Below are 26,102 nucleotides of genomic sequence, written 5' to 3'. Positions count from 1 at the left end.
TGCCTATCTTCCTAATTACTTATGCTTCTTTTTTTGCAGTGTTTTTTAAGGTTGCCAATCCAATCGCGATACTAAGGAATACACATCCCATTGTTCCAAGCCAGTTAGATGCGCCAGGAAGCCAATTAAAGACGCCCATTCCAATTGCTGTATATAACGCAATCGCAATCAGTACCATCACAAGACTATGCTTTTTCATCTTGATTCCAAACTGCACGATCAACGCTCCAAACAATGCCGGGAGCAGATAATTTAATGCAGAAATTACAGAAGCTGGAAGCATTTCCAATACTGAAGTTCCAAGAATGGCTCCTACCGTTAATACCGATGTATTGATAATAATAGAAACCGCCATACCAATGGTTGCAATAACAGAACCTTTTTCTGTTCCCGGCTCCACATCAGCTGCTACCTGTGCCATACTTGCACATGGAATACGCATATTAGAAATATTGCCGGAAAGAAATGCCATATAAGTTCCTGCCGGACCAACTACCGGAAAATAGGAAATCGGCTCCACAAACCAAAGCACTCCAAATGCACTCGCACCACTGACAAACGCTGTCAAAAGAGCTGCCGGTTTCGGAAGCAGTCCGTAAACTACCGCAAGCGCAACCGCTGGTAAAAACGCAAGAATCACTCCTACATATCCTGTCATCTTTCCTATTCTATTTATTTTTGGCATATATTCATCTTTATAGAAATTATTGCTCATTCATTCTTCCTCCTATCATTAAATCAAAGCTGTAATGACCATCGCTCCTAAAATAGTAATCGTCAATGACCATTCTCTTAACCAGCCAATATTCTTTTTCTCCGCTACTGTCGAAAGCCCATACATGATCACAGCTCCTAAAATACAGGCAATCGCATTTTTATTTGCACCGCCCATAGCTGCTGCATCCGCTTTCTGCATCAGAAAATAAATAGGTTTTGAAAGATGGCTTGCAACCATTGCAGCAAACACACCAATGATCGCTGTTGATGCAATCGTTGTCAAAGTTCCCTCATTTCCTTTCGATAATTTATGTTCAATCTTTTCCATTTTATTTGTAGAAAATGTTCCGAACAATACCCAGCCAACTGAACAAAGGATCATTGTCCAAATTGCCATGGTAAGCGCTTCTTTTGTCATTGGATCTGTTCCTAACGTCACACCAACCGCTGATGTTCCAAGTCCCGCTGCAATAGACTCAAACATAACAGAACCAATCATAGAAAGTCGCATCCAACCAACTGGTCCTCCAACTGTCACCAAAAGTGATAACATACCGCTCAGTACAACAATCGATGGCCCTATCGAAGTCACCGCACTACTTTTAATCGCTTTATTCATTTGTGTTTTCGTAAGCCCGACTTTTTCTCCCGAACGATAAGCCTCACGTGCAAAGAGAAGTGCCTGTATCATGACGAACACGACCGGAATACCACAAGCGATCCACATAGGTAAACTGTTTGCAAGTTTCATAACATCCATTCTTTTTTCCTCCTTTTTCTTGCCCTACCTCATTTTCCTCCATCATACCTATTTCCCGAAAATAAAAAAATGAAAATATCTTCACTTTTCGACATGTTTTCCCATGTGGTGAAGATATTTTCACTTTTCTATTACTATTTATAAAATTTCTATTAATTTCTCGCCTTAGCCATCTCTCTTTTGACAGTATGTCTTATTTTTCTCTTATACAGACATAGTTTTTCTCCACTCCAGCGCCTTTCGTTCCAGATCTTTTACAAAGGAATCTTTTCCATCGCAATATCCCTCATTGTCATAGGTAAATTTCTCTGCCAGCTCTGTCTTCAGGGCAGCATATGCCTCCGCATCTTTTTTATGGGTGCGAAGATAGTCTCGTACTACCAGATGCCGCTCAATCTCTTTCCTGCTCTCCTCCGCAAAAATGTGTACATGATGGGTCCGCAAATCCCCTCCCTTCATAAAAAAACGGCGACCTAAGATCCCATACTCTCCCTTACACTCATACCCTAGCGCTTCAAATTCCTTATTGTGCAGATCCACCGCTTCCAGCTCTTTTACAACTGGCATCAGATCAATGATCGGCTTTGCCCGCAGTCCCTTCACGGAAGTGGAACCAATATGATAGACAGTAATACAGTTTTCTCCTAAAATTTCTTGAATCTTCGCAGCCTCCTGCCAGAATTTTTCTTTCCATTCTGGACAATAATCAACCACTTCTATCTTTCTTGCCATTGTTTCCTCCGCTATTTTATCAGCCGCTGAATCTGTTTGCTCTGCTCCGTTCCAGCCTCTTTTAGAAGTTCAAAGAGAACTGCCTCATACGTTGTTAAAAAGGCGCCTTCCTTCTCGGCCCGCTTTAACGCGATCTTCCTGTCATAAGCTTTTCTGCTGGAGATACAGTCCACAACAAGAATCGGCACATGTCCATTTTCAATCAGGTCGATCACCGTCTGAAGCACACAGATGTGCGCCTCAATGCCGCAGAGAATGACAAACCGTTTTCCTTTGACAAACTCTTTGATATCCTCATAGGCGCTGAAGCTGATTTTCTCCACATGTTCCTTGATCCCCGCTGCCGCTATGATCTCTGGTACTGTCTCCCCAAGACCTTTTGTGTACTGCTGTGTCAGACAGATCGGTACTTCCAAAGTCGAAAGCCCTGAGAGCAAAATCCTTGAATTTTCAATCAGCTTTTCCTTTTTATGCATGACCGGAACAAGCTTCTCCTGATAATCAATTCCGATTGCAACCGTCTGTTCTTTCTCAATTCTCATCACAATGACCTCCTTCATAAACATTTCCGAAAATAGACCCATATTTCTTAACACTTCTTCAGCCTTTTCAGCAACAAAAAATGTATTGTATGCGTATATGCAGCTCGCAAAAACAGGTTAACCGCTAACTGAGATTTTTTAAAATTTGGCTGACAATTGCGTGAGCAGCCTCTTCTTTGGACATCAGTTCTAGTGCAATTTCTTCCTGCGGTGTAATCATAGTCACTACATTTGTGTCCGTCCCAAATCCTGCACCTGCCTGCTTTAAGTTATTTGCAACGATCATGTCGAGATGCTTCTTTTCCAGTTTCTTTCTGGAATTTTCAAGCATATGCTCGGTCTCCATGGAAAATCCACATAGAAACTGTTGTTGATGCTTGTGTTCCCCGAGGTATTTTAAAATATCATCGGTCCGCTCCAATTCGATGGTGAGAGCATCCTCTTTCTTTTTCATCTTTTCTGTGGCAATACTGGCAGGGCGATAATCAGCGACAGCAGCCGCTTTGATGATGATATCCTGCGATTCGGCATGTTCTGTGACCGCATCAAACATCTCTTTTGCAGATGTGACAGAAATCACAGTTGTAAATGGCGGCGGGGTCAGTGCACTTTGGCCGCTCACCAGAGTGACATTGGCTCCACGCAACATACAGTCACGCGCAAGGGCATAGCCCATCTTTCCGGTGGAGTGATTGGTAATGTAGCGGACCGGATCGATTGCTTCCTGGGTGGCTCCGGCAGTCACAAGGACATTTACCCCTTTCATATCTTTCTCCATTGCAATCTCTTTTAAAATATAGTTGAGCAGTGTCTGCTCATCCGGAAGTTTGCCCTCTCCGATATCTTTGCAGGCAAGCATTCCGGTCGCCGGAGCGATCACCTCAAAATCAAATTGTGTAAGCCGTTTTAAGTTATCCTGCGTGATCGCATTGCGGTACATATTGGTATTCATTGCCGGCGCAACGATTTTTTTGCATGTGCAGGCGAGGGTTGTCGTTGTGAGCATGTCATCGGCAAGACCGTATGCCAGTTTTGCAATGACGTTGGCTGTTGCCGGAGCGATCAGAACAACATCTGCCCGTTTGGCAAGAGAGACATGTTCCACATTATATTGAAAATTCCGGTCAAATGTATCGACAATGCATTTGTTGTTGGTCAGTGTCTCGAAGGTAATCGGGTGAATAAAGTTCGTCGCATTCTGTGTCATCAGTACATGCACATCGCAGTGAAGCTTTGTGAGCATACTGGCGAGATTGGCAATCTTGTATGCGGCAATGCTGCCGGTTACTCCGAGTATGACTGTCTTTCCTTTTAACATAAATGGTTCCTCCAATCTGGTACATTTCTGAACATGATTGTATCATATCACAGCACAGACTGCACGCGTAAATCTATGTTTTTCTTTTCAAACATCATTGCTTTTCAGAGAGCGACATGCTACAATAGCGCCGTAATTGTATTGTATCCCCCAAAAGCATAAGGCTTACCGGGGAATAATAACAAGGAGGAAGAAAAATGAATAACGAAACAACTAACACAACGTCACAGGTAAAAGGACTTGTACAGGCTGCACTTTTCGCGGCACTGATCATTCTGATGGCTATGGTCCCATTTTTAGGGTATATCCCGCTCGGATTCACACGGGCAACGATCATCCACATTCCTGTGATACTTGGCGCATTGGTGCTTGGCCCAAAGAAAGGAGCTTTTCTCGGCTTGATCTTTGGATTGACCAGTCTGATCAACAATACGATGAATCCGACAGTCACATCTTTTGTATTCTCACCATTTTATTCACTGGGAGAAATTCAGGGGGGATTTGCAAGCATTTTAATTTGTTTTGTGCCGAGAATTCTGACAGGGGTTGTTCCCTACTATGTATATCATGGAGTCAGAAAGGTGACGACAAAATGGAAAGCATCCCAAAATACAGCACTTTTTGTGGCCGGGATCAGCGGAGCGCTCACAAACACATTGCTTGTTATGAATATGATCTATTTCTTTTTTAAAGATGATTATGCACAGGTCAATCAAGTGTCGGTGGATGCGGTATATGGATTTATTATGACGATCATTGGAATCAACGGAGTGCCGGAGGCAATTGTCGCGGCAATCTTAACGATGGTGATTGGACGTATTTTGTTAAAATTGAAAGAAAGATTACATTAAAAAATATCAGAAGGATAGTATTTATGATTTTAGCGATTGATATTGGAAATACAAATCTTACGATAGGATGTTTTGACGGAGAGCAGATCTGTTTTGCAGAGAGGCTCTCTACGGATCTGACAAGAACCGATTTAGAATATGCAGTCAGTATCAAAACTATACTGGAACTGTATGGAATCAAGGAAAGCAGGATTCGGGGAGGAATCATCTCCTCGGTCGTGCCACCGCTTACTAAGGTGATAGCGCAGGCAGCGAAAAAGGTCATTCACAGACAGATAAAAGTTGTGGGACCTGGAGTGAAAACAGGATTAAATATTCATATGGATCAGCCGGCTCAAGTCGGAAGCGACCGGATCGTCAATGCGGTTGCGGCGATTGAAGCGTATGAAGCGCCGATCATCGTTGTGGATCTTGGAACCGCAACAACCATTTCTTTGATTGATGAAAAGAAAAATTATGCCGGAGGGATGATCCTGCCAGGAGTGGCAACAGCTTTGGAGGCATTGACTGAGAAGACTTCTCAGCTTCCAAAGATTAGTATCGAACAACCGCGGAAGGCGATTGGAAAAAATACAGTAGATTGTATGAAGAGTGGCATTATCTATGGAAGCGCAGCTTGTATCGATGGGATGATCGACCGGATTGAGGATGAGATTGGACAAAAGGCTTCACTTGTAGCTACCGGTGGACTGGCAGGCACAATCATTCCACATTGTAAAAAGGAAATTCCGATTGATGAAACACTCCTTTTAAAAGGACTTCAGTTGATTTATAATAGAAATGATGAAAAAAATTAAGAAGAACTATAAGATGACGATTGCCTATGATGGGGGCGGTTATAAAGGATGGCAGAGGCTGACAAATGAGCCTGGAACCATACAGGGAACGATTGAACGTGTGCTCAGTAAAATTGAAGGAAGTCCTGTAAAAATAAGCGGCTCCGGAAGAACTGATGCAGGTGTACATGCCAAAGGACAGGTTGCTCATGCGTTTCTGAAAACAAACGAGGATCCGGAGTTGCTTCGGCAAGAATTGAACCGAATGCTCCCGGAGGATATCAGAATCTGTCTCGTCGAGAGTGTTTCCCAGTCTTTCCACAGCAGGTACAGTGCAGTATCTAAGGTGTATGAATACCGGATCGATCAGAGATCACGTGCAGATGTATTTACAAGAAAATACTGTTATCACAGACCGGTGCATCTTGATCTGGATCGTATGCGCCAAGCAGCCGATCACTTGACGGGCACACATGATTTTGGGAGTTTTACCGACAATAAAGAGGCTGATTCTGTGCGGACGATTTTTTCCATCGATATGAAGGAAGAGAACGAGAAGCTTGTGCTGGCATTCCGCGGAGATGGATTTCTATATCATATGGTTCGAATCCTCGCGGGAACACTTTTAGAGGTCGGAGAAGGAATCCGCACACCAGAGAGCGTTCTGGAAGCATTTCACCACAGAGATAGAAGTCTTACTGGATTTCTTGCACCGGCGCATGGGTTATGTCTGCGGGAAGTGAATTATAAATAAAAAATACTATTCATAAAAATAACAGAAGAAATTATGAGGAGGTGGATAAATGAAATTTATTTCATGGAATGTCAATGGGATACGTGCCTGTGTCCAAAAAGGGTTTTTAGACTTTTTCAAGGAAGCAGATGCGGATATTTTCTGTATACAAGAAAGCAAGATGCAGGAAGGTCAGCTTAAGTTGGAGCTGGAAGGGTATCATCAGTTCTGGAACTATGCAGAGCGAAAAGGGTACTCGGGGACAGCAATTTTTACAAAACAAGAGCCGCTTTCAGTTGCTTACGGAATTGGAATGGAAGAACATGACAAGGAAGGGCGTGTCATCACACTGGAATTTGAGGAGTTCTATTTTGTGACAGTCTATACGCCAAACTCACAGAACGAACTTGCAAGATTAGATTACCGGATGCAGTGGGAGACGGAATTTTTGAAGTACCTAAAGAAGCTGGAAGCGAAAAAGCCGGTGATCTTCTGTGGAGACTTAAATGTTGCACACAGAGAAATCGACTTGAAAAATCCAAAGACAAACCGGAAAAATGCCGGATTTACAGATGAGGAGAGAGGAAAGTTCACGGAACTGCTTTCGGCAGGATTTATTGATACATTCCGCTATTTCTATCCGGAACAGGAGGGGATTTACTCCTGGTGGTCCTACCGTTTTAGTGCAAGAGCAAAGAATGCAGGATGGAGAATTGACTATTTCTGTGTGTCAGAATGTTTAAAAGACCGCCTCAGAGATGCAAAAATTCTCACAGATGTGATGGGATCAGATCACTGTCCGGTAGAACTGGATTTTGAATAAAATAGTTTTGCCAAAAAAGGCGGCAGGCTAGTCCATTCCCGGACACAGCCTGCTGCCTTTTTTTATCTTGATCTTCAAAACAGTGTCAATCGGATCCGGTAGCGGATAAGTAAACACTGGATTTGCTCCGAGCGACACAAATGCAACATCTTGGAACAATACTGTGTTCCATGCTTCCCCGCGTGTCATCTCACTTCCATCTGCAAGATAATACACCTTGTCCAACCGATCCGGTGCAATTCCATATAGGGGAAGTGCTCCGAGCGGCGCCTCATAAACATGTGCATAAATCGTATCCGCATTCTGCGTGTACCTTCCCCACTCCGGTTTTGGAATTTCAGAGATTCCGCAGCCATAGATACTCTCTCCATTTCGCTCCATCCATGCTCCGATTTCCTCAAGAATCTGCACACTTTCTTTCGGAATTCTTCCTTTCGCATCTGGTCCCACATTCAGAATCATATTTCCGCCTTTGCTCGTACATTCTACAAGCTTTCGGATCAGCATATCTGCCTGTTTATATTCATGATCAAAATTGCAGTATCCCCAATGATTATTCATAGTTGCACAAAGTTCCCATGGAATGCGCTCCCCATTTTCATCTATGATCCCTTCCGGCGGGATGATCTGCTCCGGGCTTGCAAAATCTCCGCTATAGATCAGAGGTTCCGCAGTTGCAATACTTCCATGATTTTCCCCAGACCCCTCCAGTCTGTTGTCGATCACGACATCCGGCTGATATTTTCTTACCATCTGAATCAATTCTGTCGCACGCCATGTTTCTCCTCTCATGTCATCGTAAGAAAAGTCAAACCATAACAGGTCCAGTTTTCCGTAGTTTGTGACAAGTTCCTTTACTTGACCGTGCATAAAATCAAGGTATCTGTCAAAGTCTATCTGTGCATCCTTGTATCTCTCCTGATTTCTCATCGGGTGATGGCGATCTCCGTACTTCGGAAAATCTGGATGGTGCCAGTCGATCAACGAAAAATACAGTCCAACCCGAATCCCTTCTGCCCGGAACGCATCTAGAAATTCTCTGACAAGATCTCTTCCTGCCTTTGTATTTGTCGCCTTATAATCGGTCAGTGCCGAATCAAACAGACAAAATCCATCGTGATGCTTTGCCGTAAGGACCGCATATTTCATCCCAGCGCGTTTTGCCAGCTTTGCCCACTCTTTCGGATCGTAAGCAGTCGGATCAAATTCTCGGAAATACTGTTCATACTCCTCATTCGTCATTTCCCTCTGGGACATCACCCACTCACCGCATGCCGGAATTGCATAGATTCCCCAATGAATAAACATCCCAAATCTTGCATCCATAAACCACTTCGTTCTCTCTCTGATTGCCTGATTCATTTTCTCACTCCGTTCTCTTTTGCCATGGAAACCCTCTTACTTATCAAGAATTGATTTTAACTCTTCCACAAAAGTATTGACATCCTTAAATTCACGATACACAGAAGCAAATCTTACATAGGCAACTGCATCTAACTCTTTCAGCTTGTCCATCACGATTTCTCCAATCACCTTGCTCGGAATCTCTTTCTCTTCTCTGCTGAAAATCTCTGTCTCTACTTCCTCCATAAACTTCTGGATCTGATCTGCCGAAACAGGTCTTTTGTAGCAGGCACTCAGCACCCCAGATTCAATCTTTCTTCTGTCATACTGCTCTCTGTTATCATCTTTTTTAATGACGATCAACGGAATCGTCTCAACTTTTTCATAAGTTGTAAACCGCTTTCCACACTCATCACAGGCACGGCGACGACGGATCGAGCTTCCATCGTCTGCCGGTCTGGAATCGATTACCTTTGTATCTGGATTATTACAATAAGGACACTTCATGTTCTGTTCCCCTTCCACATTTTTCTTTAGTATATCGGTAATGGAAATCAATGTCAAATCATTTGCATGGAACAAGGTATTTTTCTTCACAGATTTCCACAAAAATGATATCTTCCCCTATTTTTTTAATGCAGGAAAATGGAATCACATACTCACTGTCCGATCCTAGAAAACCACAGATTTTTCCCGGCCCTGGAATGACAATTGCCTCGATGCAGCCACTGCACGCATCAAATACAAGATCCACCGGGTTTCCCAGCCTTTTACAGTTACAGACATTGATCACTTCCTTTTCCCTCAACTCACATACCCGCATTTTCTCCCCCTTTATTTCTTCTATTTCGTTTTCTATGTTTTAATGGACATATCTGTCACACAGCTGCTCAAATATTTTTACATGACACTGTTCATCTAAGATGATCCGCTCCAAAATTTTCCTGATATGACAATCCTGTATCCATTCTTTCTGTCTGCGGTATTTTGCAATGGTCTGTTGCTCCCCGCGAAGTGCATTCTGAAGAATGTCACCGATGTTTCTGGAATATTGATTGCAAGCCCCTGACCAGTAACGATATCTTCCTCTCTCGACACTCCACATGCGTGGATCTGCTCCAAGTAGATTCGCAAGTGTCGCAAAAGTGTGTAAATGATGCATCTCCACAATACTGATCTTATGAAAACATTCCGAGATTTCTTCAAATTTCCCCTCCGCAATCACGCCATTGTAAAAGTAAAGACTGACTGCCGACATTTCAGAGTCACACGCTCCTACATTGCCAAGCATTGCTGCCGCATACTGTCTGTTTTTCTCCTGCACACAGACTTCTGGGTATTCTGATTTGTCCGCATAAATATATTTTGTTTCTTCCATTAAAAAAAGCCTCCCTGATCCGTTCTACCATACAATCTATGGCAGTCCCGGATAAAGAAGACCTCTTTTCTATTTTCTTTTTCATTTTTTCACGACAGGATGATCGGCCGCTCTCTTCTTGCTTTTCAGAAAGCACTGCCTCTCTTTTTCCGTCACTAACGGATATCGATAACAGACACCGGACAGCTGTTTCTTGCCGCTTTTGCTTCCTCTTCATTTTCTGCTGTGACTTCCGCATATGCCTCCGCCAGCCCGTCATCTCCGAACCGGAACACTTCCGGACATTCTCCAACGCATGCTCCACAGGAAATACATCCTTCTTCTACAATCGCTTTCATGCAATGCCTCCCTACTCAGATTTTAACTGTTTTTTCAGCGGATATCCGCTTTTCTTTCTCTGAGAGTATTCCCGATTTCTGTTCTTTTCATACACTTTCGATATAACTTATTCTATTCTGCAAACTGGCTTTGGTACAACTCTGCATAGAACCCATTTCTTGCAAGCAGTGTTTTATGATCCCCCTGCTCAATAATATTTCCATCTTTCATCACAAGGATCACATCTGCTTCCCGGATCGTGGAAAGTCTGTGCGCCACAATAAAGCTTGTCCGCCCCTGCATCATTTTCTGGAATGCTTTCTGAATCTGTATTTCTGTTCTTGTATCAATGGACGATGTTGCCTCATCAAGAATCAACATCGGTGGAAGTTTCAGCATCACTCTTGCAATACACAAAAGTTGCTTTTGTCCTTGTGACAAATTTCCGCCATCCTCGGTAATAACGGTATCATATCCTTCCGGCATACGTTTGATAAATCCATGGGCATGCGCCGCCTTCGCTGCCGCAATAACCGCTTCTCTTGTCGCACCCGGATTTCCATATGCAATATTTTCTGCGATACTGCCAGATTTCAGCCAGGTTTCCTGAAGGACCATTCCAAAGCTTGCACGCAGACTGTCTTTTGTTACTTTTGAAACAGCATTTCCATCCAGCAATATTTGTCCGCCATCCAAATCGTAGAATCGCATCAGCAGGTTGATCAAAGTCGTCTTCCCACATCCTGTCGGACCTACGATCGCAATCTTCTGTCCCGGCTTCACAGTAAGATTAAGATGCTCCAACAGTGGTACCTCAGGCTGATAGGAGAACGATACATCCACAAGTTTTACTTCTCCTTGTACCTGACTTAAGACGACTGCATCTTTCTGATCCACCGTCTCCGTTTCCTCTTCAATAAAATCAAACACGCGCCTTGCGCAGGCAAGCGCATTCTGCAGTTCTGTGATCACACTGGAAATTTCATTGAACGGCTTTGTATACTGATTAGCATAGGTCAGAAAACAGGACAGCTGTCCGACAGAAATCGCTCCTCGCATCGCAAAGACTGCGCCGGTAATCCCAACTCCCGCATACACGAGTCCATTGACAAACCGTGTGCTTGGATTTGTGATGGAAGAAAAAAAGATTGCTTTGAGACTGCATGTCTGCAAGTTCCGATTGATTGCATCGAACCGCTTTAACGCTTCCTCTCCATAACCGAATGCCTGCACTGTTTTCTGATTTCCAATCATTTCCTCCACAAGCGAAGTCATCTCAGCTCTTGTCTCTGACTGCTTCTGAAACATCGTATACGTTCTTTTTGCAATAAAGCTTGCTACAAACAAAGATACCGGTGTGATCAAGATCACGACCAACGCAATCTGTACATGAATACCAAGCATAAAGACAAGCGTTCCTAAAATCGTAACAATCCCGGTGAAAAACTGGGAAAATCCCATTAACAATCCGTCTGAAAACTGTTCCACATCGGTGATGATCCGGCTGATCGTCTCCCCCTGCGGGCGGCTGTCCACATACTTTAAGGGCAGTACCTGAAGTCTTGCAAATGCCTTTATCCTCACATCCTTCACAACACGGTAGGTGATCCGGTTGTTGCACAGATTCATCAGCCACTGCGCCACACAAGTCAGCACAATGACAACTGCAAGTTTTTTCAAAATTGCAAAAACCTCCGGAAAATTTACCTGTCCTTTTCCAATAAGAACATCCACACCGTCTCCGATCAAAATTGGTGCATATAGTGTCAGAGCGACAGAAATCATCGCAAATACAAGTGACAACAATAAAAGATATTTATAAGGTCCGATCAGTTTTAATACTTTCCCCACCGTTCCTTTATTCTTTTTCATATTGCTCCACCTCCTCTTTGGAAAGCTGGGAATAACAGATTTCCCGATAGACCTCACATGTTTTTAACAGTTGCTGATGCGTACCGATCCCTGCAACCATACCATCATCCATAACAATAATCTTATCCGCATGGAGAATGGATGCCGCTCTCTGCGATACAAGAAAGACTGTCATATTCTTTGTCCTCTCCGCAATGGCTTTCCGAAGCTTTGCATCTGTCGCAAAGTCCAGTGCCGATGCGCTGTCATCAAGAATCAATACTTCCGGCTTCCGCACAAGCGCACGGGCAATCGTCAGTCGCTGTCTTTGCCCTCCGGACAGATTTTTCCCGCCCTGACTGATCATCGTATCAAGTGCCTTCGGTTTTTCCTGAACAAACTCTTTTGCCTGTGCGATCTCCAGTGCTTCATAGATCTCCTCATCGGTAGCATCCTGTTTCCCCCACTGGATATTTGCACGAATCGTCCCCCGGAATAAAGTAGCTTTCTGCGGAACTATTCCGATTTTTCCACGCAGCTTCTCCATCGGATACTCTTTGACATCTGCACCATCAAAAAGTACACGTCCTTCTGATGCATCATAAAATCTCGGGATCAAATTGACCAAAGTTGATTTGCCTGATCCGGTTCCTCCGATAATTCCAACCGTTTCTCCTTTGCTTACAGAAAATGTTACATCCGAAAGCGCAGGTTCTTTTGATCCGTGATACCGGAACTGCACATGATCAAACAAAACTGCTTCACACTTTTTATCAAATACTTTTTCCATTCTGCTTTTCGGAGATTCCATCGTTGTACAAATAGCAAACACCTCGTTGATTCTTCCCGCAGATGCAAGCGCCTTTGTGAAAGATACGATCAGATTCGCAAGTGCCACAAGTGCGATCAGAATCTGTGTCATATAGCTGACAAGTGCGATCATCTCCCCCTGTGACACCTTTCCTGTATTCACTTCAAAAGCTCCGGCCCACACAAGTACAATGATCGCTCCATTGACGATCAGATAGGTCAGTGGATTCATCAGTGCTGAGATCCAGCCGACTCTCAACTGATCCTGCATCAATGTATGACTTTCCTTTTCAAATGCTTTCTGCTCCTCTTTCTGTGTCCGAAATGCGCGGATCACACGGATTCCTGCAAGATTTTCCCTCGTCGTCAAAAGAATCTGATCAAGCCCTTTTTGCACTTTCTTATAGATTGGAATTGTAATCATCATAATTCCATAGATGACAATGGAAAGAAGCGGTACTGCAACAACAAAGATCCATGCCAGTCTGAAGTTGACTGTAAATGCCATGACAACCGCCCCGACAACAATAAACGGTGATCTCAGGAACAGTCGGAGTACAAGATTGACTCCGGACTGCACTTGATTGATATCACTTGTCATTCTTGTTACAAGCGTTGCACTTCCAACTTGATCAATCTCTTGGTAGGACAGCGTGCTGATATGGCGAAACAGATCATGGCGCAGCTCCGTCCCAAACCCAACTGCTGCCTTTGCCGCAAAGTACTGCGCCGTCAGCGAACATGCGAGACCAATCACACCTAACAGTATTAAAACTCCTCCCATTTTCAAAATGTACGGCATATCCCGGTTCTCAATTCCTACATCGATGATCTTTGCCATCACAAGTGGAACAATCAGTTCAAAACATGCCTCTAAAAGCTTAAAGAGCGGACCGATCACACTCTCTTTTTTATATCCTTTCAGATATGGAATCAGTTGAAACATCTTTTCCCATCTCCTCCTTCTAATGATTCTTTCTCATTATAGCGATTTCCGCCCGGAAAGACAAGAAAAAGGAACACTGAAAAATGTATTTTACAATGGAGTCCCTTTAGACATACCACCCGAGCGGAAATAAATATTTTATATAGTCTACAGCAGGCAAGTAAGCTGAGATATTGATCAATACCGGACAAAGCACCAATTGTATCACAACAAAGGCGAGCACCCAGGCAGAAAGTGCCATACTGCTCCTGAACCATCCTCCGACAATTGACACCCACAGTGCGCCTATAAATACAAGCAGAAACATGCGAAACAATTCTATCACCACTCCTCTGCTCTCTCCGACAGCCATAACCACACCAATCCCTGTGACTGACGGAATTGTTACAGCTGCAAGATATCCGAGATACTCAAATCTCTTCTGTCTTTTCCGGTCTAAAGCTAGACAGATTCCTCTGCCATTCCCTTCAAACCTCCGTCCGAATGTCATCCAGAGCAAAACAAATAAAAAAATCCCCATGATTCCCTGAATCGGATAGATATCTGTCAGCTCTTCCTTGTCGGAAGTTTCTTGTACTGGTATTGCTTCTACCTCTGTCCGAAAAAATTCTTCACTTTTTAAATACTCTGCATTCCTTTCCAAGAGAAACGGAACAAGATCTTTTCTATCCTCTTCATAAATCTCTTTTCGTCCATCCAGCAAGATCTCCTCTCCGTATTTTTCCAGAAATACGGCATAAAGTGTTTCTTTTGCAACTGTTCCTTTAGCAGAAAAAGGTGTCCGTAAAAAAGTGATCAGTTCCTTGCTGCAGCCTTTCTTTACTTTCTCTTCAAACTCTTCTGAAAAGAGAAATCCACTGTCAATTTCCGCTGTTTCCAGCGCCTTCCTCAACTCGCTTTCTTTTTCAAACACAATAAATTCAAACACGGATTCTCTCTGACTCAACCCGGCCGCAATTGCTTCTGCCATCGGATCTTCGGCAAGACAAAGCCCCACTGAGACATTTTCTCCGTTCGGAATCCGCATCTGACTGACAAGCAAGGCAACTGCAATCATTGCCGCCGGGATGATCCACCATGTTTTCCGCTTCATTTCTGCTTTCAGTTGTAATATGTACCATGTCTTTTCCATGTAATTAAGACCCCTATTCCTCCGGCTGCCAACCCCCAGATCATCATCCATAACACCAGTTTTACTTCTATGCTCCCAAACAACATCTGTGCACTGTATTCATGAAACAGATTCAGCGGAAGCCATTTGCCGATACTTCCTACCACTCTCGGAAGATACGCGGACGGAACTACTGTTCCTGAGCAGAAGATCATCAGCACATTCCCACAGAGCAGCAAAAGATTTCCCTGCATCCCTCTACCTGCCAATACATACATCAACGAAAAATAGGATGCGATTCCAAAACAAAGCGGGATCATCTTCCAGAAAACAGTCCCATCTATGCCCATTGTTCTTATTTCCATCATCTGCTGAACACCGATTCCCGACAGATAGCATCCCGCCGAAAGAATCCACAACATACCTGCCATCGCCACAATTTTTACTGTCGTCTGCGAAACAGCACCCAAACCGTTTGCATACATTCTTTGTTCCACTGCTCTGCTCTCCTGCTTATAGAGGAATCCACAATTCACTCCACTCATCAGAAGAAAAACTACCAATACTGCTGCTGCATAAAACTCAGACAACTCTAGATTTCCTACAGGGGAATAAATACTCTCCTGAAACAGCTCCCCACGCCGGAAAGCATTGCCGATATATTTATAGGAAATAAACTCGGCAATCTCATACGATTCCATCTCCGTCTCATACACTTTTCCGGTATCCATCGCCGCAAATACTCCCGCCTCCGCTGTTCTGATCATCGAAACTCCATCCTCCAAAAGTTCTCTGAAAATGGCTGTATCCAAGTCCATCTCCTCCGGAAACAAAAGTATCACCTTTGCCGGATTTCCCTCATAGATATCCTGATAAAAATCTTCCGGCAATATCACTGCTGCCTGAGCCTTTCCTTCCCAGACCGCAGTCCTTACCTGTTTCTCTTCCATATATTCAAATCTGCAGATATTCCGCACACTTTCCATTCCCGCAAGAAACCGGGCAATCACCTTTGACTCCTCTTCCGTATCCGGAATCACTACCGCCACCTGTATCGGCTCAAAAATCTGGAAATGAAACAATACATAACTGATTCCAAACACGCCTCCAATGATAATGCACAGAATCACAAGCAGACTCACAGCTGATTTACCAAGTACTTTCAGCGATCTTTTCCATTCTAGTTCCAGATATACGATCAAATTTCTCATAGCATAACATCATTCTAAAGATAATAATCAAGTTCATACAAGAAATCTTCCAGATTCTCATCTTCCTCGATCTGTTCCATAAGTTCTTCTCCGAGATCTTCTAACTCTGATTTGGAAGCCTCTCCGACATCAAAGACATCCCCCTCAAATTCGCGGAACTCCGCACCTTTACGGATGGACAGCAAACAATCTACATCAAGCCGATTTCCATATACTTCCACTGTCTCTGCTGACAATTCCATTTTTTTCTTATCTGCCAGAAATACACCTGACATTTCCATATCCGCTTGCGGTACTTCGATTTTATATTCTCCGGACTTTCTATCATATTCCATTTCCAGAGCCTCTTCCCCTTCGATATAGACTGTCGTAACTTCTGCAGACCCTTCCGTCTCTCCTTCGACCTCTATGACAGTCTCATCCTCAACAGAGATCTCCATATTCTGAAATCTCGTCTTTCCTCCAAGAAACTGAATCTCCATCTCATTCCTATCTACTTCCAGTCCGACTGCCGCCAGTTTATTCTTATATACATAACATGTTACATCTACATCCGGCATATCCTCTATAATATACTCCAACTCTGAAAAGATATTCGACAACATCTCTTCACAAAGTTTACTATCATAGTAATCTGTCACTATATCTTCTGTCACTGAAAGTAAGTCTTCCATATTTTCTTCCGTGAGTGATACCGTATAACCTTTGCATTTTCTGAATTTTCCATCTACTTCATACTCTTCCGGATTCCTTCTGACAACTTCTACTTCTTTCCATTCCTCGGACAGGGAAGAAACCAACTCCTTCCACATTTTCTGAACATCTTTTTCTTCCCCTAAAGCCTGTCCTGCCAACTGTAACACTTCATCAACATTTTCCAGCACTCCCTCATCTGCCAAATATCCGCCTTTCTCTTCTCTATAATTATAAGCAAACATTTTATCACTGAGCACTGGCACTTCTAGTCTGGCTTCCCTCTCATTTAACTCTGCAAGTGCACTTACCTGATCAGAATCGGGAAACTCCACCTGTGCGGCTATCTGAACTTTTGCTTTTCCCCTAAGTATTTGTGCTTCTGCTTCCGTGTCTTCTAGTCCGGCATGAATCGTTGTTGTATATTTTCCGGAAGAAAGGATTTCTGCGGATTTTACTATATCCGAAAAATACTCCATGTCCCTTACCGTATTTGCCGTGGCCATCAATACCTTTGTGCTATCGCTGAAAAAAATTCCGCTTTTCACAGCTCCAAATACAGTCAATCCAATTGCTGCAACCGCTGTTACCCCTCCGATGATTGCAATCTTCTTTCCTGTTTTTCCCTGTTTTCCATTGTTGCTATACAGTGGTTTTCCAGTCATCGGATCAAATTTTGCTTCTGGATCAATCGGTTCTCCTGTCATCGGGTCAAACTGCATCCTCTTTCCATATTTCTTCATCTCTTATGTCCTCTCTTCCTTTTTCTTTTGTTTTTGTCAGATTCTTGAAAAATCTTCCAGTCTCATCCCCATCATTCTCTTAATCTGTTCAATCTCTCTGGATTCTGTTCCTGTTTCGCGCAAATATCCCTCACACATGACCAGACATTTGTCACTCTCCATGATTTCCTTCTCATCGTGTGTCGTCATGATCACAATGCCATTCATCTTCTTATATTCTCTGATCCAGGATTGGATCCTATCTTTATAATAGAGATCCAACGCTGTAGTAGGCTCATCCAAAAGTAGAATCGGCGGCCACTTTGCAAGAGCACAGGCAATACTGAGTCTTCTTTTCATTCCTCCGGAAAGCTTCTGCACCGGCATTTTCATGATTTCTCTAAGATCAAATGCTCTTATGATCCACTCATACTGTGCCGATCGGTCCACGCCCCATAATTTCAAGTTGTCTTTCACAGACAGTTCTTCCAGAAATGGCAGATCCTGAGGCACATACCCACAATATTCCTGATAATAGTGGAAGTTCTTTAACGGTTCTTTCCCAAAATAGCGAATCTCTCCTCCATCTGGTTTCAATACTCCTGCAAGAATCTGCATCAGTGTTGTCTTGCCGCAGCCGTTTCTGCCGACAACGGCTACGCACTCCCCGCATTGTGCCGTAAAACTAATCTCTTGAAGAACTGTTTTTTTCCCATAACGCTTTCCCAGATTCGATACCTGTATCATTTTCTTTTTCAACTCCTACTGACACTTTTTATTATTTTATCATTTTTCACTGAAAATCTATACTGTCTTTTACATTTTTTTACAAATACTCCGATAAAGTGCTATAATATTCTAACATTCGATCATGATATTTTCTAATGTTATCTTTGGAAGGAGAATTTGAAATGAATATAAGCAACATCAGTAATCAACTTTATACAACCGCACCGGATAAAACAGGACGGCTCCCAAAGGAAATGGCCGTCTATTCTCTTCTAGATGAACTTTCCATCCCTTACGAACGCGTAGATCACGCAGTCACCGAGACAATGGAAGCCTGCGAGAACATCGACATGCTTCTTGGCGTGTCCATGTGCAAAAACTTATTTTTAATAAACCGGCAGAAAACTGCTTTTTACCTTCTGATGATTCCTGGCAAAAAAAAGTTTAAGACGAAAGATGTCTCAAAACAGCTTGGTACCTCCCGCCTTTCTTTCGCCGAGGCAGAATATATGGAACAATATCTGAACATCACACCGGGATCTGTCAGCGTTCTGGGACTGATGAACGACAGCAACCACGCCGTACATCTGGTCATCGATAAAGAATTACTGGACAACGAATATATCGGCTGCCACCCTTGCATCAACACATCCAGTCTGAAAATACGTACAGAAGATATACTGAATGTATTTTTAAAACATACCGGGCATACATGGACGACTGTGGACTGATCCTAAAAAAATACGCCTTGTAAGAGAATTCACTTTTTCTCTCTGCAAGACGTATTTTCCTAATATTCTCCCTGCCATCTCCCCGAAACAATTTCCGTGATCTCTCCGGTTCTGAGGCTTTCAGGAACATCTATGATCCTCTGATTTCTGCTCCCCCGGTACGCAAGTGACAGGCTTCTTTGCTCTTCGATATACGGTCCATCAATCAGTACATCCAATTTCTCTAAAAGCATCCGCTGCTCTCGGGATCCCCGCAAAAGTTCTTCCATAGTAAATCCCGAATAACTCGCCACTTCGTATCCCCGGTTCTTTAATTTTCCTGCAAGCTCTGCAAATGCCTCCGCCTGGCTAAATGGCTCCCCGCCAGAAAATGTAACTCCCTTAGCAAGAGGATTTTCCTCAATTACTTTGACAAGATCGTCTGTCGTCCACCAGGTTCCTCCGTCAAATTCCCACGTTTCCGGATTATGACATCCTTGACAGTGATGGGGGCATCCCTGTGCGAACAATGTCATGCGGATTCCGGGGCCATCTACAATACTGTCCCCGGCGATTCCCGCAATCCTTAGTTTTCTATTGTCCCAGTCCATGTTTTACTCTGTCTCTCTCTTCTGCTTTTTTTGCATCATTCCACTTGTCCATTGTTCCCACAAGATATCCCGTAATTCTTCTGATCCTCTCAAATTTTACATCTTTTCCAATCGTACATCTTTCTTCCATACTAAATCCTTCCTTTCACTAACCTATCTATTGTCAAAATATCTGCTGCCTTTTCCTGAAAATATTCTCTTTTCGTACTATCTGCATCCGCAAAATTGCGGCATTTCCGGATATAGCTTTCTCAGTTCTTTCAGCTTTTCGTCACTGATCGGCTCTCCTTCCCTCCGTCCGCATCTTGGGCACACATCATCGATCACACCTACATATCCACAGGCTGGATCACGGTCTACCGGATGATTGACACTTCCATAACCAATTCCGGCATCGTGCATACAGCGGATCACACTCTCGAATGCCTCCACATTTTTTGCAGTATCTCCGTCCAGTTCTACATAACTGATATGACCACCATTGGACAATGCATGATAAGGAGCTTCTTTTCTGATCTTCTCGTACGCGGAGATCGGATACCAGACCGGAATATGGAAACTATTTGTATAATACTCTCTGTCTGTCACCCCCGGTATCTTCCCATAACGTTTCTGATCCATCCGGAGAAATCTTCCGGACAAGCCTTCTGCCGGTGTCGCAAGCAACGTATAATTCATCTTAGTTTCTTTTGCTTTCGCATCCGTAAATGCCCGCATATGACCGATAATCTCAAGCCCTTTCTGCTGCATCTCTTCACTTTCCCCATGATGCTTTCCATACAGTGCCGTCAAAGTCTCTGCCAGACCGATGTATCCAATCGATAGTGTCCCATGTTTTAACACTTCCCGGACTTCCTCGTTTGGTCCTAGTTTTTCCGAATCCAGCCACACACCTTGTCCCATAAGGAATGGATAATTATATACACATTTCTTTGCCTGAATCTCAAAGCGATCCATCAACTGTCTCGCAACTAGTTCCAACATTGCATCCAATTTCTGATAAAATACTTTCTCGTCTCCTTTGCTCTCAATTGCAAGACGAGGTAGATTAATCGAAGTAAAGGAAAGATTTCCTCTTGAATACGCGATTTCGTGCTCTGGATCGTATACGTTCCCCATCACACGAGTACGGCAGCCCATGGTAGCAACTTCCGTCTCCGGATGCCCTGGTTTGTAATACTGAAGATTAAATGGCGAATCAAGAAATACAAAATTCGGGAACAGCCTTTTTGCACTTACCTTGCAGCTTAATCGGAATAGGTCATAGTTTGGATCTCCCTCATTATAATTGACCCCTTCTTTCACCTTAAAAATATGAATTGGGAAAATGCATGTCTCCCCATTTCCCAGCCCTGCATCTGTTGCAAGCAGTACATTCCGGATGATCATTCTTCCTTCTGGGCTTGTATCTGTCCCGTAGTTGATAGAAGAAAACGGGGTCTGCGCCCCTGCACGACTATGCATCGTATTCAGATTATGTACAAATCCTTCCATCGCTTGATAAGTGTCGCGCTCCGTATATTTCTCGGTACGCTTTCTGACTTTCTCAGTAATGTGTGCTGCCTTTTCTTCTGTAAAATGATATCGTTCGCAAAGCTTCTGCTGTACCGCACGATCAAATACTTCTTCCTCCTGTTTTAGCCGTGGAAACAGTTCTTTTGTCTGCTTTAGTTCATCTAACATCTGCGTAATCTGTACTTCTTCATCCTCAAGATCAGCCAGATCCTCCACCGCTTCTGTAAGCTGCTTTTTATAAATTTTTTGGAATGACTTTGCCACTCCCTTCGCCAGTCCGTAATCAAAGTTTGGAATGCTCTGTCCTCCGTGTTGATCGTTTTGGTTTGACTGGATCGCAATCGCCGCCAACGCCGCATAACTTTGAATACACTGTGGTTCCCGGATCACTCCGTGTCCGGTAGAAAATCCCCCCTGAAATAGTTTCTCAATATCTATCTGCGTACAAGTAGTTGTCAGTGAATAAAAGTCAAAATCATGGATGTGAATATCTCCCTCCCGGTACGCCTTCGCCTGTTCCGGTGTCAGCAAATATGCCTCATTGTAATTTTTCGCTCCTGCCGCTCCTATCTGGAGCATGCTTCCCATAGAAGTATTTCCGTCAATATTCGCATTATCACGCTTCATATCGCTCTCGCGCGCATCTATATTCGTAATCTCATCGATTGTTTTCATCAGGCTTGTGTTTGCTTCTCGGATATGTGTTCTCTGTGCCCGGTACAAAATAAATTTCTTCGCCGACTCCTCAAACCCTTTCTTCATCAGAGCCCGCTCTACCGTATCCTGCACCTGCTCGATCTGAGGAGGCATATCTTCCGGCAACTTTTCAAGCTTACTCTGTACATCGTTTGCCACATTTGCAGCATCTGTCGCATCTCCTTCACCTGCTGCCTCCATCGCCTTTAAAATAGCCGATGCAATCTTGCTTTCGTCATACAGTACCACGCGGCCGTCCCTTTTGATAATACTTCTAATCATCCTGTCTATCGCCCTTTCTCTACAATATGTTGTGTCTATTCAGTATTATGATACTAAATATCCACAAAGTCAATACCTTTCTCCTCACTCTTTCGATACTCTGGACAACATTCGACACTGCCTTTTTACAGTGTTATTTTCACTGTTTTCTCCTTGTTTAAAAGGCCAGAACGTGCTGTTTTCAATAGAAAAACCGACATACCGATAAGCATTTTCATATCATAAAAAAGTAAGCCGCCTGGCTGTTCTGGTAGAATTTTGTCGATGAAATTTATACAAGAACCTTTTTTCCCTTCAGCAATTCGATGGCTGTTTCTAGAGCGGCAGACTATCTCTCAGACACAATGCCCCATATCCCACCTGCGGATTTGGATATTCTGTAAATCCTGGCAATGGTCTTGCGCCTCTCCTGAGATAAGCCTTTACTTTTTCTCCATATAAATACGGATCATTCCCTCTCACGATTCCCCACTCCATCATAAGTGCCGCCGCTCCAGAAACAAATGGTGTAGCAAACGATGTTCCGGTGAATGTCTGATAAATTCCGGACGGTGTCGGCGCTGTAATATCTACTCCTGGCGCCACAAGATCCGGTTTACTTTCTCCTTCAAGTCCTCCCCTTCCCGAAAAATCTGCATAGGCAAACGTCAATGAATCGTATGCTCCCACACTGATCACTCTCTGTGAAGTCGACGGGATCGTCAATGTCCCCCTCTCGGTCGGGTAGCGGAATGCAGTTCCCCTGTTCAAGACGTTCTCACTCGGAAGCCATAAGTCATATTCCCCTGTCACAATTTTTCTTGGAGTCAGAACAAACTGCCATATGCCCGGCGTAATATACGAATCTTTTGGAAGAAACTCGATAAAAATCTCCTGTGAGACATGAAACGGACTTGGCTCGCCATAATACAGCAGAATTTCCGTATCTCCGACCACAAAACGTTGTGTACCGATTACCTCTGGTATCGGTCCGATCTGCACACCTGCCGGAGAAATCAGAGAGATATCAACAATGTCATGGTAACTTTTCCAAATCTGCACATTGATTGCCGTCTCCTTCATCTGTACCGCAAGCGGAATCCGCTCTTCCGTATTCTCTTTAAGGATTCCTGCAGTATGCCCCGCACTTGCACCTTCATTTCCCATACCGATACAGATCACGCTCTTCCACAAGTTTGCAATATCCGCAATAAACCGCTCCAACAAACTTGTGCCGGTGTGTGAACCATATGTATTTCCAAAACTGATATTGATTGCGACAGGTCTTCCTGCTCTCTGAGCCTTCTTTACCACATAGTCAATTGCCTGCATCAGTTCGGTCGTTCTTGGAAATCCTTCCTCCCGCGGTGTACCGAGCTTGACGACAAGAATCCCGCTCTCAGATGCAACTCCCTGATAGCGGGCTCCTTTACTTCCTCTTCCATTTCCTGCTGCAATTCCCGCCACAGCAGTTCCATGCCCAGATCGATCTTCACTTGGTACAATTTTCATTCGTTCTGTCCGGTTCTCCTGCTGCAGCGCCTCATTGATCTTCTCCTGCGTGTATTCTGTTCCCTGCACATAGCCTTCCGGTGGATTTCCGGGAATTGTCTGATCCCAGAGTGCATAAATTCTTGTCGTTCCATCTGCATTCCGAAAATCTAGATTTGCATAATCAATCCCTGAATCAATGATTGCCACAAGCACACCGGTCCCATAAAGTTTTGGCGGTCGGATCTGCACCGAAGTCATACAGGACACTCTTCTTCCATTTTCCACTTGAAAAAACAATCGCTTGGGCTTCTCTATATACTCTACCGCCTCAATCCCCGCCAGCGCTTCCAGACGATCTTCCCGGACAGTCACAATGGCAAACTCATTACTCAATTCTACAACACTCTCTGCAATTTCTCTAACCTGCCCAAGCGTTCCCGAATATTTTATGATCACTTCCCACGTTCGTGCAACCGGGTAGTATCCCACATCCAACTCCAAAGATTTTTCTCGTTCTTCTTCACTTGCACTCAATGCCAGATTCAATAAATTTTCAATTTTCTGGTCTGCCATATGATCACCCCATCACACTTTATTCAGATAGGATGGTAAAAATACCTTTGCTTTTTTAATTCTTCCGTTTTACTCTTCCATTTCACTTCCTGTCAACGCTCCTGTATACGGTGCAAGTGACAGTGGGATAAAATATCCTCTCTCATGCCTGCACAACGGACAGATTTCCGGAACTTGTTTTCCGGAATGGATATGCCCACAGTTCAGACACATCCATTTTCCTTCTTTTGCCGCCTGAAAATAAGAACCATCCTCCAAAAGTCTTGCCACTTTGGCAAATCTTCTCCCGTGAAGTTTTTCTACCTCTGCAATCTGAAAGAACGCAGAAGCAACCTCTAAAAATCCTTCTTCCTTTGCGGTCTCTCCAAAAGCCTGATACACATCATCTGCTTCCTCGAATTCATTATGTTGAGCCGCCTTCAAAGCCCCAAGAATCTGTTCGTTGTCGTCAATCGGATAAGTTCCCTGAATTTCGAGCGTCTCCCCTGTCATCTCTTTCAACAGCTCATAGAAACGCTCTGCATGTTCCCGTTCCTGCTCCGCTGTAAATAAGAATATCTTTTCGACTGCATATAGCCCCTGCCTGCGCGCAAGCTCTGCTCCAAAGGTATAGCGATTTCTGGCTTGACTCTCTCCCGCAAATGCTTTCATCAAATTTTCCTTTGTTCTACTGTTTTTCAAACTCTGTGCCATAGTTTCCTACCTCTTTCTTCTCACAATTTCACGATTCTCCCATCGTTACACTCAGAAGTATGTTACCAGGCACCGTCTTTTATACATTCTTTTCCATTTTCTTCTCTAATGCTCTTTGCACAACGAATATATTTCCAACACAACAAGAAATAAAAATGACCGCATGTTAATTAAATCCGATGATCCTTCTCGCCACCTCATACGCAAGCACCGATACTTTTCTTCCGGAATTTCCCGGAAGATTCATCGTCTGTCCAAGAATACTATACCGAATCTTCCAATATACCCGATAATCTACTTCTTTCAGATACTTCCAGAGCGCCTTTTTCTTTTCCAGATTTTCCTCTGTCTTAGAGCGGATCAGAATAATCGAAGATACTGTCATCATAATCGCAAGATAGTTGATCATGTAATTTCTCAGCTTCCTGCTGGAAATTTTCCGCATAGAATACATGTCGATCATCGTCCTTGTCACATAAAGCTGCTGATCAATACGTTTGATCATATTTTTCTCATTGACTGACTGATCCTCTCTTCCGATAAAGTACCGGTAAAAATCAACATCAAGATAATATAGTGATGTAACATGCGGCAAAGGATAGTACACATAAATGTTATCTACATAAAATGTATGCTTTGGCAGCTTCAATCCACAATTACGCAATAATTCTGTCCGGTAAATCACAGAATGCATCAAAATATACTGCGACAGACGAAATCTTCCGATATCCCCCCATGTCATGATGTGATCCTGCGGAAGTACATTCCGGTAATGAATCACTTTCTTATTCTTCACTCCAACCTTTTCATATACATAATTAGAGATGAGCATGTCCGTCAGACTTCCCTGCTGATACCATCCCTTCAATACATCCAGAATCTTCTCAAGCGCCGTCTCTTCTACCCAGTCGTCGCTGTCTACCACTTTAAAATACATACCGGATGCATGGTTCAGCCCTTCATTCACTGCATCCCCGTGGCCTCCGTTTTCTTTGTCCACCACTTTTACAATGGTCGGATATTCTTTTTCATACCTTCTTGCAATCTCTAACGTGTGGTCTGTCGATCCGTCATTTACAATAATAATCTCCACATCTTCTCCCCCCGGAAGAAGAGACTGTATTGCCCGGTCCATATAATCCTCCGAATTGTAACATGGAATCGCAATGGATAAATATTTCATT

At 43.5% G+C, this 26,102-nt stretch carries 27 protein-coding genes; 5 read left to right on the top strand and 22 right to left on the bottom strand.

Annotated features, from left to right (window positions below):
- Positions 1-19 precede the first annotated feature (19 nt).
- The 5 genes from ACESPO_RS09790 to coaBC all read right to left on the bottom strand — a co-directional run bounded on the left by ACESPO_RS09790 (position 20) and on the right by coaBC (position 4,069).
- The gene (locus ACESPO_RS09790) at positions 20-715 is read right to left on the bottom strand and encodes a hypothetical protein (protein WP_009262466.1); all 696 of its coding nucleotides are present in this window, start codon (positions 713-715) and stop codon (positions 20-22) included.
- An 18-nt stretch (positions 716-733) separates the two neighbouring features.
- Positions 734-1,477 carry a DUF5058 family protein gene (locus ACESPO_RS09785; protein WP_499788766.1) on the bottom strand — a complete coding sequence of 248 codons (744 nt, stop codon included), beginning with the start codon at positions 1,475-1,477 and terminating at the stop codon, positions 734-736.
- A 204-nt stretch (positions 1,478-1,681) separates the two neighbouring features.
- Positions 1,682-2,209 carry a GrpB family protein gene (locus ACESPO_RS09780; protein ID WP_009262468.1) on the bottom strand — a complete coding sequence of 176 codons (528 nt, stop codon included), beginning with the start codon at positions 2,207-2,209 and terminating at the stop codon, positions 1,682-1,684.
- 11 nt (positions 2,210-2,220) lie between these two features.
- Positions 2,221-2,751, bottom strand: coding sequence for an isochorismatase family protein (locus ACESPO_RS09775; protein ID WP_016438305.1), 531 nt, complete (start codon positions 2,749-2,751; stop codon positions 2,221-2,223).
- A gap of 124 nt (positions 2,752-2,875) precedes the next feature.
- On the bottom strand, positions 2,876-4,069 hold the full coding sequence (coaBC, locus tag ACESPO_RS09770) for a bifunctional phosphopantothenoylcysteine decarboxylase/phosphopantothenate--cysteine ligase CoaBC (protein ID WP_009262470.1): 1,194 nt from the start codon (positions 4,067-4,069) through the stop codon (positions 2,876-2,878).
- A 197-nt stretch (positions 4,070-4,266) separates the two neighbouring features.
- On the opposite strand from coaBC, the gene ACESPO_RS09765 reads away from it, so the two are divergent.
- The 4 genes from ACESPO_RS09765 to ACESPO_RS09750 are packed head-to-tail and all read left to right on the top strand — an operon-like array spanning position 4,267 to position 7,252.
- Positions 4,267-4,920 (top strand): ECF transporter S component, encoded by a 654-nt coding sequence (locus ACESPO_RS09765; protein ID WP_016438304.1) that lies wholly within the window; start codon positions 4,267-4,269, stop codon positions 4,918-4,920.
- Between the two features lie 23 nt (positions 4,921-4,943).
- Positions 4,944-5,717 carry a type III pantothenate kinase gene (locus tag ACESPO_RS09760; RefSeq protein WP_009262472.1) on the top strand — a complete coding sequence of 258 codons (774 nt, stop codon included), beginning with the start codon at positions 4,944-4,946 and terminating at the stop codon, positions 5,715-5,717.
- Between the two features lie 13 nt (positions 5,718-5,730).
- A complete protein-coding gene (gene truA, locus ACESPO_RS09755) occupies positions 5,731-6,450 on the top strand; it encodes a tRNA pseudouridine(38-40) synthase TruA (protein ID WP_009262473.1) in 720 nt (239 codons plus the stop codon).
- Between the two features lie 49 nt (positions 6,451-6,499).
- Complete coding sequence (locus ACESPO_RS09750; protein WP_008974816.1) at positions 6,500-7,252, top strand: exodeoxyribonuclease III; 753 nt, start codon at positions 6,500-6,502, stop codon at positions 7,250-7,252.
- A 27-nt stretch (positions 7,253-7,279) separates the two neighbouring features.
- Here the strand turns inward: ACESPO_RS09750 and ACESPO_RS09745 are convergent, their stop codons facing one another.
- From ACESPO_RS09745 to ccmA, 11 genes are all read right to left on the bottom strand, one after another.
- Complete coding sequence (locus ACESPO_RS09745; RefSeq protein WP_120105251.1) at positions 7,280-8,614, bottom strand: alpha-L-fucosidase; 1,335 nt, start codon at positions 8,612-8,614, stop codon at positions 7,280-7,282.
- A gap of 36 nt (positions 8,615-8,650) precedes the next feature.
- Entirely contained in the window at positions 8,651-9,103 is a 453-nt protein-coding gene (nrdR, locus tag ACESPO_RS09740) for a transcriptional regulator NrdR (RefSeq protein ID WP_035102618.1), read from the bottom strand.
- Between the two features lie 58 nt (positions 9,104-9,161).
- Complete coding sequence (locus tag ACESPO_RS09735; protein WP_008974813.1) at positions 9,162-9,419, bottom strand: PRC-barrel domain-containing protein; 258 nt, start codon at positions 9,417-9,419, stop codon at positions 9,162-9,164.
- 39 nt (positions 9,420-9,458) lie between these two features.
- Complete coding sequence (locus ACESPO_RS09730; protein ID WP_008974812.1) at positions 9,459-9,974, bottom strand: ferritin-like domain-containing protein; 516 nt, start codon at positions 9,972-9,974, stop codon at positions 9,459-9,461.
- A 155-nt stretch (positions 9,975-10,129) separates the two neighbouring features.
- The gene (locus ACESPO_RS09725; protein ID WP_016438300.1) at positions 10,130-10,312 is read right to left on the bottom strand and encodes a ferredoxin; all 183 of its coding nucleotides are present in this window, start codon (positions 10,310-10,312) and stop codon (positions 10,130-10,132) included.
- A gap of 112 nt (positions 10,313-10,424) precedes the next feature.
- A complete protein-coding gene (locus ACESPO_RS09720) occupies positions 10,425-12,164 on the bottom strand; it encodes an ABC transporter ATP-binding protein (RefSeq protein ID WP_270457591.1) in 1,740 nt (579 codons plus the stop codon).
- Positions 12,151-13,899: an ABC transporter ATP-binding protein gene (locus tag ACESPO_RS09715; protein ID WP_499788765.1), complete on the bottom strand. Its 1,749-nt coding sequence runs from the start codon at positions 13,897-13,899 to the stop codon at positions 12,151-12,153. Before ACESPO_RS09715 ends, ACESPO_RS09720 begins: the two co-directional genes overlap by 14 nt.
- Before the next feature lie 106 nt (positions 13,900-14,005).
- A complete protein-coding gene (locus tag ACESPO_RS09710; RefSeq protein WP_119987616.1) occupies positions 14,006-15,031 on the bottom strand; it encodes a hypothetical protein in 1,026 nt (341 codons plus the stop codon).
- On the bottom strand, positions 15,001-16,221 hold the full coding sequence (locus ACESPO_RS09705) for an ABC transporter permease (protein WP_499788764.1): 1,221 nt from the start codon (positions 16,219-16,221) through the stop codon (positions 15,001-15,003). Before ACESPO_RS09705 ends, ACESPO_RS09710 begins: the two co-directional genes overlap by 31 nt.
- Positions 16,222-16,235: 14 nt before the next feature.
- Positions 16,236-17,657 carry a hypothetical protein gene (locus ACESPO_RS09700; RefSeq protein WP_499788763.1) on the bottom strand — a complete coding sequence of 474 codons (1,422 nt, stop codon included), beginning with the start codon at positions 17,655-17,657 and terminating at the stop codon, positions 16,236-16,238.
- Positions 17,658-17,693: 36 nt separating this feature from the next.
- Positions 17,694-18,383 (bottom strand): heme ABC exporter ATP-binding protein CcmA, encoded by a 690-nt coding sequence (gene ccmA / locus ACESPO_RS09695; protein ID WP_009262484.1) that lies wholly within the window; start codon positions 18,381-18,383, stop codon positions 17,694-17,696.
- Between the two features lie 164 nt (positions 18,384-18,547).
- Here ccmA and ACESPO_RS09690 point away from each other — a divergent pair, with 164 nt between their 5' ends.
- Positions 18,548-19,096 carry a prolyl-tRNA synthetase associated domain-containing protein gene (locus ACESPO_RS09690; RefSeq protein WP_499788762.1) on the top strand — a complete coding sequence of 183 codons (549 nt, stop codon included), beginning with the start codon at positions 18,548-18,550 and terminating at the stop codon, positions 19,094-19,096.
- Between the two features lie 59 nt (positions 19,097-19,155).
- Here ACESPO_RS09690 and nrdG read toward each other — a convergent pair whose 3' ends face one another.
- From nrdG to ACESPO_RS09660, 6 genes are all read right to left on the bottom strand, one after another.
- Positions 19,156-19,686, bottom strand: coding sequence for an anaerobic ribonucleoside-triphosphate reductase activating protein (nrdG, locus tag ACESPO_RS09685; protein ID WP_499788761.1), 531 nt, complete (start codon positions 19,684-19,686; stop codon positions 19,156-19,158).
- Complete coding sequence (nrdD, locus tag ACESPO_RS09680; RefSeq protein ID WP_009262487.1) at positions 19,670-19,816, bottom strand: anaerobic ribonucleoside-triphosphate reductase; 147 nt, start codon at positions 19,814-19,816, stop codon at positions 19,670-19,672. The genes nrdG and nrdD overlap by 17 nt, the downstream gene beginning before the upstream one ends.
- Positions 19,817-19,893: 77 nt before the next feature.
- Positions 19,894-22,179, bottom strand: a complete 2,286-nt coding sequence (locus ACESPO_RS09675) for an anaerobic ribonucleoside triphosphate reductase (protein ID WP_039861145.1) — start codon at positions 22,177-22,179, stop codon at positions 19,894-19,896.
- 315 nt (positions 22,180-22,494) lie between these two features.
- Positions 22,495-24,225: a S8 family peptidase gene (locus tag ACESPO_RS09670; RefSeq protein WP_117577881.1), complete on the bottom strand. Its 1,731-nt coding sequence runs from the start codon at positions 24,223-24,225 to the stop codon at positions 22,495-22,497.
- Positions 24,226-24,294: 69 nt separating this feature from the next.
- Positions 24,295-24,918 (bottom strand): rubrerythrin, encoded by a 624-nt coding sequence (rbr, locus tag ACESPO_RS09665; protein WP_499788760.1) that lies wholly within the window; start codon positions 24,916-24,918, stop codon positions 24,295-24,297.
- Between the two features lie 166 nt (positions 24,919-25,084).
- Entirely contained in the window at positions 25,085-26,101 is a 1,017-nt protein-coding gene (locus ACESPO_RS09660; RefSeq protein WP_016438289.1) for a glycosyltransferase family 2 protein, read from the bottom strand.
- Position 26,102: the final 1 nt, after the last annotated feature.

Source organism: Coprococcus sp. HPP0074 (assembly GCF_964238105.1).
GTDB lineage: Bacteria > Bacillota > Clostridia > Lachnospirales > Lachnospiraceae > Faecalimonas > Faecalimonas umbilicata.
This window is presented reverse-complemented; position numbering and strand designations above follow the sequence as displayed.

Excerpts from the sequence above, each read along its gene's own strand:
- ACESPO_RS09790 (WP_009262466.1), bottom strand. The coding sequence starts at position 715 with ATGAGCAATAATTTCTATAAAGATGAATATATGCCAAAAATAAATAGA.
- ACESPO_RS09785 (WP_499788766.1), bottom strand. The coding sequence starts at position 1,477 with ATGGATGTTATGAAACTTGCAAACAGTTTACCTATGTGGATCGCTTGT.
- ACESPO_RS09780 (WP_009262468.1), bottom strand. The coding sequence starts at position 2,209 with ATGGCAAGAAAGATAGAAGTGGTTGATTATTGTCCAGAATGGAAAGAA.
- ACESPO_RS09775 (WP_016438305.1), bottom strand. The coding sequence starts at position 2,751 with ATGAGAATTGAGAAAGAACAGACGGTTGCAATCGGAATTGATTATCAG.
- coaBC (WP_009262470.1), bottom strand. The coding sequence starts at position 4,069 with ATGTTAAAAGGAAAGACAGTCATACTCGGAGTAACCGGCAGCATTGCC.
- ACESPO_RS09765 (WP_016438304.1), top strand. The coding sequence starts at position 4,267 with ATGAATAACGAAACAACTAACACAACGTCACAGGTAAAAGGACTTGTA.
- ACESPO_RS09760 (WP_009262472.1), top strand. The coding sequence starts at position 4,944 with ATGATTTTAGCGATTGATATTGGAAATACAAATCTTACGATAGGATGT.
- truA (WP_009262473.1), top strand. The coding sequence starts at position 5,731 with ATGACGATTGCCTATGATGGGGGCGGTTATAAAGGATGGCAGAGGCTG.
- ACESPO_RS09750 (WP_008974816.1), top strand. The coding sequence starts at position 6,500 with ATGAAATTTATTTCATGGAATGTCAATGGGATACGTGCCTGTGTCCAA.
- ACESPO_RS09745 (WP_120105251.1), bottom strand. The coding sequence starts at position 8,614 with ATGAATCAGGCAATCAGAGAGAGAACGAAGTGGTTTATGGATGCAAGA.
- nrdR (WP_035102618.1), bottom strand. The coding sequence starts at position 9,103 with ATGAAGTGTCCTTATTGTAATAATCCAGATACAAAGGTAATCGATTCC.
- ACESPO_RS09735 (WP_008974813.1), bottom strand. The coding sequence starts at position 9,419 with ATGCGGGTATGTGAGTTGAGGGAAAAGGAAGTGATCAATGTCTGTAAC.
- ACESPO_RS09730 (WP_008974812.1), bottom strand. The coding sequence starts at position 9,974 with ATGGAAGAAACAAAATATATTTATGCGGACAAATCAGAATACCCAGAA.
- ACESPO_RS09725 (WP_016438300.1), bottom strand. The coding sequence starts at position 10,312 with ATGAAAGCGATTGTAGAAGAAGGATGTATTTCCTGTGGAGCATGCGTT.
- ACESPO_RS09720 (WP_270457591.1), bottom strand. The coding sequence starts at position 12,164 with ATGAAAAAGAATAAAGGAACGGTGGGGAAAGTATTAAAACTGATCGGA.
- ACESPO_RS09715 (WP_499788765.1), bottom strand. The coding sequence starts at position 13,899 with ATGTTTCAACTGATTCCATATCTGAAAGGATATAAAAAAGAGAGTGTG.
- ACESPO_RS09710 (WP_119987616.1), bottom strand. The coding sequence starts at position 15,031 with ATGGAAAAGACATGGTACATATTACAACTGAAAGCAGAAATGAAGCGG.
- ACESPO_RS09705 (WP_499788764.1), bottom strand. The coding sequence starts at position 16,221 with ATGAGAAATTTGATCGTATATCTGGAACTAGAATGGAAAAGATCGCTG.
- ACESPO_RS09700 (WP_499788763.1), bottom strand. The coding sequence starts at position 17,657 with ATGAAGAAATATGGAAAGAGGATGCAGTTTGACCCGATGACAGGAGAA.
- ccmA (WP_009262484.1), bottom strand. The coding sequence starts at position 18,383 with ATGATACAGGTATCGAATCTGGGAAAGCGTTATGGGAAAAAAACAGTT.
- ACESPO_RS09690 (WP_499788762.1), top strand. The coding sequence starts at position 18,548 with ATGAATATAAGCAACATCAGTAATCAACTTTATACAACCGCACCGGAT.
- nrdG (WP_499788761.1), bottom strand. The coding sequence starts at position 19,686 with ATGGACTGGGACAATAGAAAACTAAGGATTGCGGGAATCGCCGGGGAC.
- nrdD (WP_009262487.1), bottom strand. The coding sequence starts at position 19,816 with ATGGAAGAAAGATGTACGATTGGAAAAGATGTAAAATTTGAGAGGATC.
- ACESPO_RS09675 (WP_039861145.1), bottom strand. The coding sequence starts at position 22,179 with ATGATTAGAAGTATTATCAAAAGGGACGGCCGCGTGGTACTGTATGAC.
- ACESPO_RS09670 (WP_117577881.1), bottom strand. The coding sequence starts at position 24,225 with ATGGCAGACCAGAAAATTGAAAATTTATTGAATCTGGCATTGAGTGCA.
- rbr (WP_499788760.1), bottom strand. The coding sequence starts at position 24,918 with ATGGCACAGAGTTTGAAAAACAGTAGAACAAAGGAAAATTTGATGAAA.
- ACESPO_RS09660 (WP_016438289.1), bottom strand. The coding sequence starts at position 26,101 with ATGAAATATTTATCCATTGCGATTCCATGTTACAATTCGGAGGATTAT.